This window comes from Fictibacillus sp. S7 (assembly GCF_004127935.1).
GTDB classification, from domain to species: Bacteria; Bacillota; Bacilli; order Bacillales; family Fictibacillaceae; genus Fictibacillus_C; species Fictibacillus_C enclensis.
In genome coordinates this window covers 3491153-3504463 of the sequence record NZ_QJKL01000001.1, presented here as the reverse complement: position 1 = coordinate 3504463, position 13311 = coordinate 3491153, and the positions used below count along the sequence as shown (strand labels likewise).

Here is a 13311-nt window from a genome sequence, read left to right as displayed (position 1 = left end):
TTTTTTCAATTAGGGGTATTTTATTTTCAAAAAAGGCGAGTTTATTTTAAAAACTCTTATTTATGTTCAAAAACCACCCTTTTACTTTCAAATGGTTTATCCTTATTTGATTTCGACTAAATTCGACAAACTTATCTTATCGAACAAAAATCGGCCCAAGCTAACTCAAAAACTACTCTCTTTCAGCTCGAGCACACGATTTCATTTTCCCCTTCTTTAGGCCTTGGAAGATGGAGTGTTTCCTACGGACCTTCTCTTCCCAGATTAAAACTGTTCACAAATGCATAGGGTGATGTATCGCTGAGCGATATGGAATGTTGGTTTTGACTGGCTGCGGGACATGAGCTCTATTACGAACGGTGTCTATCCTTTGCCTATGGAGCAGGCTTGCCAGAACTATGGGTATATTTTGTATAAAACTACTGTCGAATTTCCGGGGAAATATGAGATGGATACAAGAGGTATCCATGGTCGGATGTTCATTTATGTGAATGGAGAACACCAGCATAAGGATATAGGAAAGATGAAAAGCAAATGGTGACTCTTTCATTCTCTTTAACCTGTAAACATGCTGGAAATACTGTAGAAAACATGGGATGTGCCAATTACGGTAAAAACCTGAAGGAACCAAAAGGGATTACACAGTGGATTTGGCTTAACAATCAGTACATTTATCATTGGGGAATGTATAAATTCGAACCTGAAGTGTGTCTTGGTAATACTTTGGAAGGTAAAGGGATGTTGAATTGCCATTATCCAAGGATTTTTAAAGGAATATTTACATCCGATTCGATTGGCGATTGTTTGTATCGCTTCCTGGCTAAACAAAGGGCAATGTTTCTGGTATATCCACATCTGGAATTTCGGTGTATCGGCCGACGATACGCTTCCTCCGTGGAACATATAGAAATTGATGGAGCCTCCAGCCTTAAACATTTCATCCAGCACTCCAGCTGCATCCTCCCCTCCCCTCATATGATGCTCTCCGTCCCAATGGTGAATCCAGTATTCTATTCATATGGCTGGCGAATTAGACTGAAATTGTTCCAGCTTTTCAAATCCTTCCTCAGATCGAGAGCCAAAGTTCACGGTTGCAAGAACATCGGGCAGAGAAGCGTTTTTCAGCATATCAGACCCATCAGATGTAAACAGCACCCCGGCAATGCCGCGATCACGCATTGCATCTCACAAAAAAGCCGGGTAGGAGGCATCCTTACCATAACCGCCATACAGGTGTTCCGAACACCATCCTTCGTGCTTCATATTCTTCTTGGTTTTGGGCGTTCTCAGTAGTTCAGTGTTTGTCTTTTTGTCAAGAATTGAATCCTTTTCACACTCATTTAGAAACCTCCATCAAGTTAAGTGTCGAATAATAGTATTCCCTTACGCTGTTCAATGCAAGCCTTTTGATTTTTTGAAAAAAATAAGGACTGATCTGATTAGTCTTTGGAAGGGTTTTCATTGTGAAGCACTGGTGACTTATATTGAAACAGTAGAATCACACACTGTTACATTCAGGAAATTGAAAACAAAAAGTAACAATTTGTATTTAGAGGGTATCTCCTTAACCTTGTCGAAGTAAATCGCATGGAAGAAAGGCATTTTTATGGATTCTAAACAAAAAAGGAGGTAGTTATTATGGTTTCAGTCCTGCAAATGCCAAGAACCATACTCTACGGAGAGGATTCATTTAAGAAAGTCGGAGAAGTAGCGTCTAAACTCGGAAACAACGCACTTATCATTAGCGACCGAATGATGGAAAAGCAGCTGTACGTTGAAGAATGCCAGCATTATTTAAAAGAAGCAGGAGTATCCTCAGCCACGTATTTAGATATTAATTCTGAGCCGAAAGATACGTTTGTTTATGAAGCTTTGGACAGGCTTAACGCCGAGTCCTGCAACGTCATTATTGGCTTGGGTGGAGGAAGCTGTATTGATACCGCAAAGGCGGTTGCCGTTCTTGGTACAAATGGAGGATCCATCAGCGATTATATGAATAGCCGGAAGATTGCACAGAAGTCAGCCGTTCCATTAATCGCTATTCCTACAACTGCTGGGACCGGGTCTGAAGCAACTGATGCAACAATCATAACCGATACCGTCCATGATATTAAAATGATGATTAAACAGCCCGCCTTCATGCCGGAAGCAGCGATTGTTGATCCGGTCCTTTCTATTACTTCACCTAAACATATAACTGCTGCAACCGGAATTGATGCCCTTACTCACGCGATTGAGGCGTATCTTTCAAGGCGTGCTCATCCTTTTACCGATTTTCTAGCGTTAACCGCCATTGGGGACATTATGGAAAGTATACGAGATGCCTATCATGAGCCTCAAAATATAGAAGCAAAGAAAAAAATGTCCCTTGCAGCCCTGCAGGCAGGAATGGCATTTTCCAATTCTTCGGTCTGCTTAGTTCATGGAATGTCCCGGCCGATCGGTGCACTGTTTCATGTGCCGCATGGCATTTCGAATGCGATGCTTCTTCCTGCTGTTTTGGAGTATAGTCTGGAAGATTGCTATGAGAGGCTAGCAGACATCGGGGATTTAATTATCAAAGAAATGAAAGGGCTTACAAAACGGGAAACAGCGCAAAAAGTGGTGGAAGAGATGAAAGCCCTCTGCCTCGAGCTTGGTATTCCTAACTTGAAAGGATGGGGAATTCAGGAGGAGCAATTTTTGAAAAGTCTAGAAAAGATGGCCCGAGATGCGATCGCCAGCGGTAGTCCCGGCAATAATCCGAGGGTGCCGGATGATAGTGAATTAATGGAACTGTACAAATTATGCTATGATTACCAGTTTACCAATTCTCAAACCATTAAATCGTAGAAACGGAGGAAATCAAAATGAGTATGATAGGACTGTTTCTGGCACTTGCCTTATTAATTTTTTTAACCATGCGAGGGGTCAATATTATTATTGCAGCCATTATTAGCTCAGTAGTTGTTGCAGTGACGGGTGGAATCAATCTTGAGACAGCCTTGACCAAGTATTATATGGACGGCTTTACAGGCTATTTTGCCACCTGGTTTTTAATCTTTCTGCTAGGGGCGATTTTTGGTAAAGTCATGCAGGACACGAAAGCTGCTGATTCCATTGCTGACTGGATCAGCCGTACAGCCGGGCCAAAGCGAGCGGTTTTTGCGGTTGTTGCAGCGTGTGCTATTATGACTTTTGGCGGCGTTAGTTTGTTTGTTGTTGGTTTTTCCGTTTATCCCATCGCTGTTTCTTTATTCAGAAAAGCCAACCTTCCTCATCGATTCATTCCTGCAGCCCTTGTATTCGGATCCATTTCGTTTTCAATGACTTCCCCGGGTTCACCAGAAATACAAAACATCATTCCTACTACCTTCTTTAAAACACAGCCAACTGCTGGAGGATTAATAGGCATCCTGATTGGAATCTTTATTTTAATCGCAGGCAGTCTTTATATAGGGCGTGAAGTACGAAAAGCCGTAAACAATGGGGAAACCTTTTCATTGCCCGAATCCCATCCGTTATTTCGTCCGAAAAAAGGTGAAGCCACTGAATTAGCAGCAGCGCTTGAAGAAGTAACAGCCATTGAAACAGAAGCACCATCAAAAAAGGAATTACCGAACATCGTCACCTCTCTTATACCGTTAATTGCGGTTATCGGTATTTTAAATATTATGGCCCAGTTTACTTCTTCTACGAGTGCAGCCCTCATCTCGCTTGGAACCGGTATTTTATTGACATGGGTGCTCAACCTGAAATTCGTTCCCCAATATTGGGGGTCTCTGGCCGCTGGTACCCAAGATGCTCTTGTCGCGATTGCCAATACGTGTGCCGTCGTAGGATTCGGAAGCGTGGCGGCTAAAGTTCCCGCGTTTGGAGTAGTTGTCGATTCATTAGTGAATATCCCAGGACCGCCTTTATTGGGCTTGGGAGTTGCGGTCACATTGATTTGCGGCTTGACAGGTTCAGCTTCTGGAGGATTGGGGATTGCCTTGCCAATTCTGGCACCTATTTATATGGCTCAAGGTTTGGATCCGAATGCTATGCATCGAATCTCCACACTGGCATCGGGAGGATTAGATTCACTGCCGCATAACGGGTATATCGTGACAACGATTCGCGCGATATGTGGAGAGACTCATAAACGTACGTATAAACCGGTCTTTGTGTTAAGTGTGGCCCTGCCGTTAGTCGGCATGTTCTTGGCGATTATCCTGTATTCTATTTTTTAAAAGCGGCTAAATCAACTTCAAGTGCTTCAAAGGAAAGGAGAGAGTTAGTTGGAACGATCTAATTTCCCTCGTTTTTTACTGTATCACATCGAGAAAACCCCCGATAAAGTGTACTTGCAATTTGAAAAGGAGAAATTTACTTACGAGCAGATGCATGAAAAAATCGGCCGTCTTGTTTCAGGGCTAAAGGAACTTGATATTCAAAACGGAGACCATGTTTGTGTCATGTTAAATAACTGCCCTGAATATTTGGATGTATGGTTTGGCTTGTCCTTTTTGGGAGCAGTATCTGTTCCGTTAAACGTGCACTTAATAGGAAAAGGGTTAACCTACATTTTATCTCACTCTGAATGCAAGGCTATTATCCTTCATCATGAATTCCTTCCTAAAATTCTTCCAGGCATCTCTGAATTGAACCGGCAAGTGAAACTCATTATTGTTAATGACAGTGACACGGATTCCGAAAAAACGGAATTAGAGCCTCATATCGACTTCAACCCCGTTTTTTCCTATCAGCAGCTTCTGCAGACTGCTCAGCCTGTTGATATAGATCCATCCGTTTCTCCAGACGCCATTCAAAGCATTCTTTACACCTCGGGAACAACTGGCTTGCCAAAAGGAGTGATGCTAAGCCATGCCTCTTATGTGAAATCCGGACAAGCCTTTGCCGAACATATGATACAAGCCACTTCAGACGACATTTTATTTACATCTTTACCGCTGTTTCACATTAATGCCCAAGCGCATACTGTCATGGGAGCCATTGCACAAAACGCCACAATCGCTCTTGGTAAAAGGTTCAGCGCCTCACGTTTTTGGGATGAGATCCGTAATCACCGGGCAACCATATTTAATTCACTCGGTTCCATGATCCCCATCCTTTGCAAACAGCCGGAAAAACCGAATGACCGTAATAACCCGGCAAGGCGAACGGCCTGTGCTGCTACTCCAAAAGAGTTTTGGAAGGTATTTGAAGAGCGGTTTGGTGTCCAAATTATTGAAGGCTATGGACTAACGGAAACTACCGGTTTTTGCATATCCAACACCTTGACGGCCAACCGTCCACCTTCTATGGGGAAGCCTTTTTCATCGGTTAAAGTGAAGATTGCAGATGAACAAGATAATGAGCTACCGGTTAGAGAACGGGGTGAAATTTTAATTCACACGTTGGAAGAAGACGTGCTGATGAAGGGATATTTCAAAAATCCGGAGAAAACAGACGAAGCTTTAAAAGGCGGCTGGTTCCATACTGGAGACCGCGGTTATCAAGATGAAGAAGGCTATCTTTATTTTTCAGACCGAACCAAACAATGCATTAGAAGGCGGGGGGAAAATATCTCCTCATGGGAGATAGAAAAAGCGGTGAATGACCATCCAAAAGTATTGGAAACCGCTGCAGTAGGCGTTCCGTCGGAAATAGGAGAAGAGGATGTAAAGCTGTATGTCATTCTCCATAAGGAGCAAACTCTTACTCCTGAAGAAATTATTGACTGGTGCAGTGACCGGATGGCGTACTTTATGGTGCCTCGGTACGTTGAATTCATCCATTCATTTCCAAAAACAGCAACTGAGCGGATTCAGAAATTCAAGTTAAAAGCGCTTGGCATTGGGGATGCATGGGACAGGGAACAAGCCAATTATAGGCTAAAGGTAAATAGAAGGTGAGGTTGAAAGCAAATGGTGCGGACAAAAGCAATTTCATGTCATAAAGAAGCAGGAATAGCAATCTTAATGATTGATAACCCACCGTTAAATGTACTGGACCGCCATGTAGTTTCTGAGTTATCTGCATGGGCAGAAGAACTGGAAAACGATAAAAGCATTGTCGCTGTGATTATTACAGGAAAAGGTGACAAAGCGTTCATGGCTGGAGCGGATATTAAAGAGTTTCCTGAATGGATGGGGAAAGGAGAGGAGCTCCCAAAACAGAAATCCAGGGAATTGCAAAGAGCCTTTCATCAAATCTATGAATTAAACAAACCTACCATAGCTGCCTTAAATGGAGTTGCATTAGGCGGAGGGTGTGAACTTGCGCTTGCTTGTGATTTGCGGATTGCGGAAGAACATGTACTGATTGGACTGCCTGAGATCAAGCTTGGACTTTTTCCAGGAGCGGGGGGAACACAACGTCTGCCGCGGCTTATAGGTGAGACAAAGGCAAAGGGACTGATGTATACGGGCCAGCCGATAACGGCCCAAGAAGCAGAGAAAATAGGTCTCCTGAATTATGTAGTTGAAAAAGGAAAGTCGGTAGAAAAAGCAAAAGAAATTGCTATGAAACTAACGGAATTATCATTGCCGGTCCTATCTTATATTAAGAAATCGGTTCATGAGGGCTGTAATGGTTCACTGGAAGAAGGGCTTCACGTAGAGGCCAAATATTTCGGTGAGGTCTTTCAAACACACGATGTAGTGGAAGGTGTTCAAGCATTTATACAGAAAAGAAAACCGGATTTTAAACATAAATAGCTCTATAGCTCCAAACATTTTTTAAAAGAAGCTTATTAAACAAATAGCGTAAGCGGGGAGAAATCCTCGCTTTTTTTATTTGTCAGTAGGCGGTTCGATTAAATTTTTTTAAAAAATGAACGTAATGGGCTTGAAGCTAACACAGTGTCAGGTTGTATAGTTAGGTTGCCGGCAAAAACAATTCGTAAAATGAGTGACTAAAAGAAAAATGACGAATCCTACACAAGCCAACAAAGTCAGGCATATAAGAATTTTAAATACAGGCCTAACGATCCTTTTTTGATGATTTGGACTTTGCTGTGTACTGTTCATAGTTTTACGGCCACCTCATTTGAATTTAGCAAGGTAGTTCAGGAAACACCTCATATTGCAATACGCACGGCCCTTTGCAAGATCGGTAAATTATCACCTTTCATGTTCACTGACTAATTTCATATGTAAGTTATGTTCCTTTTTATTGACCTGTTCCATTTTATCAAGCACCTTTGCCATGTCGGTTAACGGTACTTTTCCAAAAGGCTCAGAAAGGTTCTCTCTGGATAAATAACCAATGTTATAAGGAGAGCAAAGAACGGCAGACTTCTTAGTTAATCCGTATTCTAAAGAATCTTCCAAGACGTATCCAATTTCTGCTTTTCGTTTTCCATGGGTTATTCTTCCCAGAATTTCATTGCTTTTTTATCATTTGTGTAGACTGTGACTGTATCTTTCTTATCCAGATGTTTATAGGATCCTCCATCATCTTGTAATTTACGGATGGTATCATGCTGCTTATTAATACGATCTAAGTGAGCGTTTAACTTGGCTTTTAATTTTTCTTCTTCGTTAGCCATGTTTATCCCTCCGATCGGTTCGTTTTAAATCTTTCAGTTTCTTGATTATTATATTCAAAGTTAACACAACCACACAATTTTACAATAATTAGACTGTGTCTTGTGACAATATTTGCAGTATAGGTTAAAATCACAGGGTTTATAAGAATGTATGTTCGGATATATTATAATCTAAAGGGGGTTGCCCATTTGATTAGAGACAGAGGTAGTATAATATGGACAGCGATGACGCTGCCTGAGCATGTTAAACAATTAAGGAAACTAGACTGGGACCAAAGCACAAAAGTGAAACCAGAACTTGATGAGCAACAGCTCCAACAGATTGAAGAGACCAGCAATGGCTGAAGATTTGTTTTTATGCTTTACATACTACAAACACGATGATTTTCATTTATTGATTGGAAAAGTGCATTTTGTTGACACTTATAAACGGGAATTCAGGATAGTGGATTACCACGATGAAATACATAAACTTAAACAAGACGATTTGATTGATGTAAAGATAAATTAAACTCTTAGACCGATTATTCATAACTCACAAAACGACCAGTTAAGGGAAAAAGATGGGCAGCGATGCAGGCAGACCGCCAAACTCCCATTCTCCTGAACTCCCCTTTTCGCGGTTTGTGCAACATTCCACGGAACGTAGGTTTCCACGGCACGGAATTCCAACCTTTTACTCACCAAACGGGTCACACATAAAACACCCCATAAAAAAGCGTGCAGCCCTGCTGAACGCTTTTTCCTCAATTTCCTTCTTCACTAGTTTCCTCATCATTCCTTAACCTTTCGCGTTCTACTTCGAGTTTGATGCTCAGATCCTCTTCTTCGTCGGAGATATAGCCTTTATGAAGGATGGATTGGATTTTGCAGTGCTGAAAGTAGACGTTGTTATTGCTGTTACTGTGCCCGATTGGGTAGCTGCACCCAATATAATCAAACAGCACCTCATCAGCTGCGATCGACATGCGGCCATAAATCATCACGGGGCGGTCAGAACCCTCGAGTGTAACAACCGTACCGATCGGCAGCGGGAATTTTTCTGTCATGGGTTGCCCTCCTTCACTTATTCTCTTCCATTTCCATCACACGTTTTCACTATGGATACGATATCTATTCTCCTTCATTCCCCGATTTTCAAGGATCTATCCATTCGTTCTTATGCAGCCATCACCCTTTTGCTATAATATGGGGAAAAAGGATACGATCGGGTGGTGAACTGAAAATGTTTAAACTATTGCTTGTAGAAGATGATACCTCGCTGTTTCATGAGATGAAAGAACGGCTCAGCCAGTGGTCTTATGAGATTTACGGTATCAGTGATTTTAACTCTGTGTTTCAGGAGTATACAGACCTTAATCCCGACCTGGTGATCCTCGATATTCAACTGCCTAAATTCGACGGTTTTCATTGGTGCCGGATGATCCGCTCGCATTCTAACGTACCCATTATCTTTTTATCGTCGCGTGACCATCCATCGGATATGGTGATGTCGATGCAGTTTGGAGCGGATGATTTTGTTCAGAAGCCGTTCCATTTTGATGTGCTCATTGCCAAAATACAGGCGATTCTTCGCCGGGTGTATAACTATAATACGGAAAAAACGGAATTCCGGACGTGGGCCGGAGCGGCGGTCGATTATGACCGAAATACGGTATCCAATGACGATGGAACCGTGGAACTGACAAAAAATGAAATGTTTATCCTGAAATTGCTCATCGAACAAAAAAACAAAATTGTAAGCAGAGACCATCTGATCAACAGCCTCTGGGACGATAAGCGGTTTATCAGCGACAACACCCTTACCGTGAATGTGAATCGCTTGCGAAAAAAATTAGAGGAAATTGGCTTGGGCAGCTCTATCGAAACAAAGATCGGCCAGGGTTATATGGCTTTAGAAGAGGGCAGCTCATGATCCGCGCTTTCCTTTCCGAACGGCGCAGCTGGATTGCTGCTTACCTCGTTCTTCAGCTTGCTATTCTTTCCGTTTGCTATATCGATTCTTCCATCCCTGCCGGTTCGATGCTTTACGTCATTTTCCTGTCACTGATACTGTTCGCCCTGTTCCTGGTCTTTCGCTATCATAAGGAAACGAAATTTTATCAGCTACTGGAGGAACGGGAGAACGATTTTGATTTGACCAGCCTGCCGGAAGCGGAAACCCCGTTTGAAAAAATCATAGAGAACAGCCTGGTCAGCCAGAGTACTTATTTAAAGGAAAAAGCAGCCTTTTATCAAGAAGAAACGGAAGAGGCAAAAGACGAACTGCTGGGATGGATCCATGAGGTGAAGACGCCGCTGACCGCTCTCCGGCTGATGATCGACCGCCTGGAGGATGAAAAGCTGAAAAACCCTTTTCTTTATGAATGGCTTCGTATTCATTATCTGCTGGACCAGCAGCTTCACCAGAAGCGCCTCCCTTTTATGGAAAATGATTTGTATGTGGAAAAAGTGGACCTGGAGGATCTTTTGTTCTCGGAAATAAAGACCCTTCAATCCTGGTGCATTCAAAAAGGGATCGGGTTTGATATGCAGCTGGAAGAAACCGTTGTTTTAAGTGACAGCAAATGGCTCTCCTTCATTGTACGACAGCTGCTGACGAATGCCGTCAAATACAGCAAGGAGTCCGATATCGTCATTTCCACCGGTAAGCACGGCGAAAGAGCGTTTCTCCGGATTGCGGATGATGGCCGTGGTATTGATCCGAGGGACCTTCCTCGGATTTTTGACAAGGGGTTTACTTCAACAGCGCACCACGGGGATCATGCTGCTACAGGCATGGGATTGTACCTGGCAAAAAAAGCCGCTGTTTCTTTGTTGATTGAGATTGAGGTACAATCCGAGCTGGAAAAAGGAACCATATTTACGCTGTCGTTCCCCAAACCAAACGACTTCTTGAAGATTACGGGCATGTGACATCTTTGTCACATGCTTTTCCCTTTTGTTCGGCGAATCGAAGGAAGTGAGCATTCTTTCCTTTTATACTTTGGATATCAAGAAACAAAAGGAGTGCAGAACGCATGACCATATTAGAAGCCAAAAACCTACACAAAAGCTACGGCAATAAATTTAACAAACAAGAAGTGCTGAAAGGACTCGATTTCAGTTTTCAAAAAGGGGAATTCGTCAGCATTATGGGACCATCCGGATCGGGAAAAACGACCCTTTTGAACGTCCTTTCTTCCATTGACAGGATCAACAGCGGCTCCGTCATGATTGAAGGCAATGAGATTACAGGGATGAAAGAAAAACAACTGGCCGAATTTCGCAAGCATCATCTCGGGTTTATCTTTCAGGAATATAACCTGCTTGATACATTGACGGTAAAAGAAAATATCCTGCTGCCATTGTCCGTGACAAAAACCTCCCCCGCCGAAGCAGATCACCGGTTCCATACAATCGCGAACGAGCTTGGCATTTATGAACTGAAGGACAAATACCCGAATGAAATTTCCGGCGGACAGAAACAGCGCACTTCCGCTGCACGGGCATTTATCCACGAGCCGAGCATCATCTTTGCCGATGAGCCGACAGGTGCACTGGATTCGAAATCGGCTTCTGACCTGCTGAACAAGCTCGCTGAGCTGAACCGGAGCCGTAACGCAACGATCATCATGGTTACCCACGACCCTGTGGCCGCCAGCTATTGCAGCCGTATCCTTTTCATCAAGGATGGGTATCTGTACACCCAGCTTCACAAAGGAAACCAGACAAGACAGGAATTTTTCAAGGATGTTATGAAAACACAAGGTGTGCTTGGCGGTGTTCAGAATGAGCATTAATCAACTGATCGTTCGCAATCTGAAAAAAAACCTGAAGAACTATTATCTCTATGTCTTTGCCCTGATTTTCAGTGCCGCCCTTTATTTCGCATTTGTAACCCTGCAGTACGATCCATCCATGGATGAGGCAAAGGGATCGATTAAAGGTGGAGCCGCACTTAAAGCCGCTTCCGTTTTACTCATTGCCATCGTTGCCATCTTCCTTTTATATGCGAATAAGATTTTTATTAAAAGACGAAGCAAGGAAATTGGATTGTTTCAGCTGATCGGCATGACCAAAAGCAAGATTTTCCGTATTCTCACTGCTGAAAATTTCTTGCTATACTTCGGCTCAGTTCTCTTGGGCATCCTTTTCGGCTTTGCCTTTTCAAAGCTGGCCATCATGATTTTATACAAGGTTACAGGTGTTCATGCCATTGCCACCCTGCATTTCTCAGCACAGGCAATGGTCCAAACGATCATAGTCTTTGCCGTCATCTACTGCGTCATCATGTTAACGAACTTTATTTTTATCAAAAGACAGACCATTTTGTCCCTCTTCCGCGCGGTTTCATCGACAGAAAGCAAAGTAAAGAAAATCTCTGTGCTGGAAATTATCATGGGAATACTCGGTCTGGTTCTCATCATTGCGGGATATTATGTATCTTCCAAGCTGTTCGGCGGGGATTTCAACAACGAAGCCAAGCTTTATCTGGCAATGATTTCGATTCTCGGGTCTGTTATTCTGGGAACCTACTTGTTTTATAAGGGATCTGTAAGGTTTGTGTTCAACCTGGTCCGCAAAAAGAAAAACGGATATCTGTCTGTCAATGAGGTTCTCTCCTTGTCGTCCATCATGTTCCGGATGAAGTCGAACGCTCTTTTGCTGACGATCATTACAACCGTGTCAGCACTCGCCATTGGGCTCTTGTCATTAACCTATATTTCTTACTATTCTGCTGAAAAAACGGCCAGGAACAATGTGCCCAACCAATTTTCGTTCACCAGCACCGATGCGGCCGGCACATTCAAGAAGGAGTTAAACAAAAATAATATTAGCTTCAAGGAAACAAACATTGAAGTGCTCCACATAAATGCGGATATATCCTCGGTTATGGAGGCGAAGCTTGAAGCTTCCTCCACAGCCACAGGGCTCAATCCGAAAAACACGAGCATTTCAGTGATCAGCGATTCCAGTGTAAAAGGCCAAAACCTCTCGAAAAGAGACATGTATTTGACTGGCGTGACCGATCTTCAAAAATCCTTTTTTAAGATCAAAGACTCCGGCCAAATCATATGGAAAACCAAAAAGGAGAAGATCCTGCAAAACTACATCGGCATGAAGAAGGATTCGGTCGTTTCCATCCCTTTTACACGCGGATTACCGACAGCGGTAGTGAATGATTCTGTGTTTCGCGAGCTTAAAGACGGGCTTGATCCCTCCCTTAAAACCGATCCTTCCCGTTATGTGGGGATTGATGTCACGAACGAAAACCAGCTGCAAAAAGCGGATGACCTGTTTCAGAAGCAACAGTTTAAAGCAGGCCAATTCTCAAGAGTGGAAATGCTTCAAGATCAAAAGCAGAATATGGGTCTGACGATGTTCATCGTTGGTTTCCTTGGATTGACTTTCCTGATTACATCGGGCTGTATTCTCTATTTTAAGCAGATGGATGAGAGCGAAGAGGAAAAGCCGAACTACACCATTTTAAGAAAGCTTGGGTTTACGAGAGGAGATTTGCTGAAGGGCATTCGTTTCAAGCAGCTGTTCAACTTCGGGATTCCGCTCGTATTGGGGCTGATCCACAGTTATTTTGCCGTGAAGTCCGGATGGTTCCTTTTTGGAACTGAGCTGTGGACACCCATCATCCTGGTTATGGTTCTGTACACTGCACTTTACTCCATCTTTGGAATCCTGTCGGTCGTTTATTATAAAAAAGTCATCAAAGAAGCATTATAGGAGAACCCTCCGCGCTGTACGGCACGGAGCGTTTTTCCATGCCAAGGTTGTAACGCTTCCCATCAGCACCTCATGTT

The 13311-nt window shown here is 43.1% G+C and carries 15 protein-coding genes and 1 pseudogene; 12 read left to right on the top strand and 4 right to left on the bottom strand.

The annotated features are described in order from the left end of the window. Window positions 1-340 precede the first annotated feature (340 nt). A complete protein-coding gene (locus DMO16_RS25455) occupies window positions 341-541 on the top strand; it encodes a hypothetical protein (protein ID WP_425590041.1) in 201 nt (66 codons plus the stop codon). Continuing rightward, window positions 535-684, top strand: a pseudogene (locus DMO16_RS25450) (hypothetical protein); the annotation flags it as partial. The gene DMO16_RS25455 and the pseudogene DMO16_RS25450, both read left to right, overlap by 7 nt. 330 nt (window positions 685-1014) lie before the next feature. Here DMO16_RS25450 and DMO16_RS24380 read toward each other — a convergent pair. Continuing rightward, on the bottom strand, window positions 1015-1179 hold the full coding sequence (locus tag DMO16_RS24380; RefSeq protein WP_164988953.1) for a hypothetical protein: 165 nt from the start codon (window positions 1177-1179) through the stop codon (window positions 1015-1017). Between the two features lie 459 nt (window positions 1180-1638). Here DMO16_RS24380 and DMO16_RS18075 point away from each other — a divergent pair, with 459 nt between their 5' ends. The 4 genes from DMO16_RS18075 to DMO16_RS18060 are packed head-to-tail and all read left to right on the top strand — an operon-like array spanning window position 1639 to window position 6680. Beyond that, on the top strand, window positions 1639-2832 hold the full coding sequence (locus tag DMO16_RS18075; protein ID WP_129479072.1) for an iron-containing alcohol dehydrogenase: 1194 nt from the start codon (window positions 1639-1641) through the stop codon (window positions 2830-2832). Between the two features lie 17 nt (window positions 2833-2849). Beyond that, window positions 2850-4211: a GntP family permease gene (locus DMO16_RS18070; protein WP_241840594.1), complete on the top strand. Its 1362-nt coding sequence runs from the start codon at window positions 2850-2852 to the stop codon at window positions 4209-4211. A gap of 48 nt (window positions 4212-4259) precedes the next feature. Beyond that, complete coding sequence (locus DMO16_RS18065) at window positions 4260-5876, top strand: ATP-dependent acyl-CoA ligase (protein ID WP_241840593.1); 1617 nt, start codon at window positions 4260-4262, stop codon at window positions 5874-5876. A gap of 12 nt (window positions 5877-5888) precedes the next feature. Beyond that, a complete protein-coding gene (locus DMO16_RS18060) occupies window positions 5889-6680 on the top strand; it encodes an enoyl-CoA hydratase (RefSeq protein WP_129479070.1) in 792 nt (263 codons plus the stop codon). 405 nt (window positions 6681-7085) lie between these two features. Here DMO16_RS18060 and DMO16_RS24645 read toward each other — a convergent pair whose 3' ends face one another. Beyond that, the gene (locus tag DMO16_RS24645; protein WP_129479068.1) at window positions 7086-7295 is read right to left on the bottom strand and encodes a hypothetical protein; all 210 of its coding nucleotides are present in this window, start codon (window positions 7293-7295) and stop codon (window positions 7086-7088) included. 35 nt (window positions 7296-7330) lie between these two features. Next, a complete protein-coding gene (locus tag DMO16_RS18050) occupies window positions 7331-7513 on the bottom strand; it encodes a hypothetical protein (RefSeq protein ID WP_129479066.1) in 183 nt (60 codons plus the stop codon). A 189-nt stretch (window positions 7514-7702) separates the two neighbouring features. Between DMO16_RS18050 and DMO16_RS25220 the strand changes: the two genes are divergently transcribed. Beyond that, a complete protein-coding gene (locus DMO16_RS25220; protein ID WP_277873765.1) occupies window positions 7703-7858 on the top strand; it encodes a YolD-like family protein in 156 nt (51 codons plus the stop codon). Beyond that, window positions 7851-8024, top strand: a complete 174-nt coding sequence (locus tag DMO16_RS25215) for a YolD-like family protein (protein ID WP_277873764.1) — start codon at window positions 7851-7853, stop codon at window positions 8022-8024. Before DMO16_RS25220 ends, DMO16_RS25215 begins: the two co-directional genes overlap by 8 nt. Before the next feature lie 235 nt (window positions 8025-8259). Here DMO16_RS25215 and DMO16_RS18040 read toward each other — a convergent pair whose 3' ends face one another. Beyond that, complete coding sequence (locus DMO16_RS18040) at window positions 8260-8562, bottom strand: DUF4176 domain-containing protein (RefSeq protein ID WP_061973866.1); 303 nt, start codon at window positions 8560-8562, stop codon at window positions 8260-8262. Window positions 8563-8738: 176 nt separating this feature from the next. Between DMO16_RS18040 and DMO16_RS18035 the strand changes: the two genes are divergently transcribed. The 4 genes from DMO16_RS18035 (at window position 8739) to DMO16_RS18020 (ending at window position 13234) form a co-directional block, all read left to right on the top strand. After that, a complete protein-coding gene (locus DMO16_RS18035) occupies window positions 8739-9428 on the top strand; it encodes a response regulator transcription factor (RefSeq protein WP_129479064.1) in 690 nt (229 codons plus the stop codon). Beyond that, the gene (locus DMO16_RS18030; RefSeq protein ID WP_129479062.1) at window positions 9425-10429 is read left to right on the top strand and encodes a sensor histidine kinase; all 1005 of its coding nucleotides are present in this window, start codon (window positions 9425-9427) and stop codon (window positions 10427-10429) included. The genes DMO16_RS18035 and DMO16_RS18030 overlap by 4 nt, the downstream gene beginning before the upstream one ends. Before the next feature lie 104 nt (window positions 10430-10533). Further along, window positions 10534-11295, top strand: a complete 762-nt coding sequence (locus DMO16_RS18025; RefSeq protein ID WP_129479060.1) for an ABC transporter ATP-binding protein — start codon at window positions 10534-10536, stop codon at window positions 11293-11295. Further along, on the top strand, window positions 11285-13234 hold the full coding sequence (locus tag DMO16_RS18020) for an ABC transporter permease (RefSeq protein WP_129479058.1): 1950 nt from the start codon (window positions 11285-11287) through the stop codon (window positions 13232-13234). Before DMO16_RS18025 ends, DMO16_RS18020 begins: the two co-directional genes overlap by 11 nt. Window positions 13235-13311: the final 77 nt, after the last annotated feature.